The organism is Parachitinimonas caeni (assembly GCF_030129945.1).
In the GTDB taxonomy this organism is placed as follows: Bacteria; Pseudomonadota; Gammaproteobacteria; order Burkholderiales; family Chitinimonadaceae; genus Parachitinimonas; species Parachitinimonas caeni.
In genome coordinates this window covers 1-1,677 of sequence record NZ_JARRAF010000115.1, presented here as the reverse complement: position 1 = coordinate 1,677, position 1,677 = coordinate 1, and the positions used below count along the sequence as shown (strand labels likewise).

The following is a 1,677-nucleotide window of genomic DNA, read 5'->3' as shown; positions in this document are numbered from 1 at the left end:
CCCTGGCCCAGGATGGCCCGGTCTATCTGCAGCTGCGCCCCGACTCGGTACTGACCGCGCCGGTCAGCGTCAGCTTCCAGCTCGACCAGGGCGAGCCGGCGGTCGAATCGCTGGTTCTGGGACAGAGTCTGCGGGGCAGCCTGACTGCCTCCCGGCAGCAGCGCGAATACCGCTTCCGCCTGAGCGAGAGCAAGACCCTGCTGTTCGATCCGCTGCAAGGCACGGCCGACCACCTGAGCTGGAGCCTGCGTGGCGATGCCCACGACCCGGTTCTGGTCAGCCAGAGCCCGCTGCAGACCGCCCGCCTGCTGACCCTGCACGCCGGCGAGTACACCCTGCGGCTGGACAACCCCGGCTTCAACCCGGCCGATTACGGCTTCCGCCTGCTCGATCTGGCAGCAGCCCCGGCCGTGACCCCTGGGCAGGTGATCGACCTGCGCCTGCCCGCCAGCGGCGAAGCCCGCGTCTACAGCGTCGAGGTCCAGGCCGGGGACCGGCTCTACCTCGACCTGCGCGAACTGGCCGAATCGTACGCAAGCTACAACCCGGCCAGCGGCCGCTACGAATACAACTACCAGGCCAGCCTGCGGCTGATCGACCCCTATGGGCAGGTGATCAGCGACAGCGCGCTGCGCGACCTCGAACACCTGGCGCTGATCGGCGGCCGCTATCGTGTGGTGCTTGATCAGACCGATGGCCGCGACGATCTGGCCTGTCGGCTGGGTGTGTTCGTCAACGCCCCGGCGACCCCGCAGAACCTCGACCTGGGCGGGGCTGCCGCAGGGGTGGATCTGCGCCCCGACGGCCTGCGGCTGGAACCGGCGGACGGTCTGCAGTCCGGCCAGCCCCTGACCGTGCACTGGACCAGCCACAACCAGGGCCAGCAACCGACACACGGCGACTTCAGCGAACGGCTGATCATCCGGCGCGTCGGCAGCGGCGAAATCGTGCTGCAGGCCGAGCTGCCGTGGCGCGAAGCCGAGCTGGGGCCGCTGGCTGCCGGCAGCAGCCGGGCCCGTCAACTCAGCCTGCGCCTGCCCCATGGCCCGGCAGGCGCCGGCGAATTCGAGCTGGTGATCGACAGCGACCCGCGCCACCAGCAAGGCGAGACCGGTACGGCTGCCAGCAACAACAGTGCCCGCCTCAGCCTCCGCAGCACCTTGGCGGCCACGGCCAACCTGCAGGTGAAAGACCTGCGGCTGGAACCGGCCGGCCCCTGGCGGGGGGGCGATCCGATTGATCTGCACTGGACCACCTGGAACGCCGGCACCGCACCGGCACTGGGCCAGTGGCGCGAACGGATCGAACTGATCAACCTGAGCACCGGTGCGGTGATGGCCGACCTGTCACCGCTGCAGACCGACCAGTCGATCGCTGCCCAGACCGGGGCGGCCCGTCAGGTCCGGCTGACCTGGCCTGAGGGGCTGAATGCCATTGGCCAGTTCCGTTTGCGCATCCAGCTCAACCCGCTGGGGGAACTCCCCGAATACGACGCCCAGGGGCCGCTGGACGCCGACAACCAGGCCGAACAGACCTTTGCCATCGGCCCCGACCTGCAAGTGAGCCAGGTGGGATTGCTGGAAACCGGCGCGCAGGATGGCGACGCGGTCACCGTGGTCTGGACCGAAACCAACCAGGGCGCGGTGGCCGCGCCGACGGGCTATCAGGATCGCGTCA

General features: G+C 69.5%; 1 protein-coding gene. It reads left to right on the top strand.

The genetic code is table 11. From position 1 onward, the window contains the following. On the top strand, nt 1–1,677 hold a 1,677-nt coding region (locus PZA18_RS23830), incomplete at both ends, for a hypothetical protein (protein ID WP_284103391.1).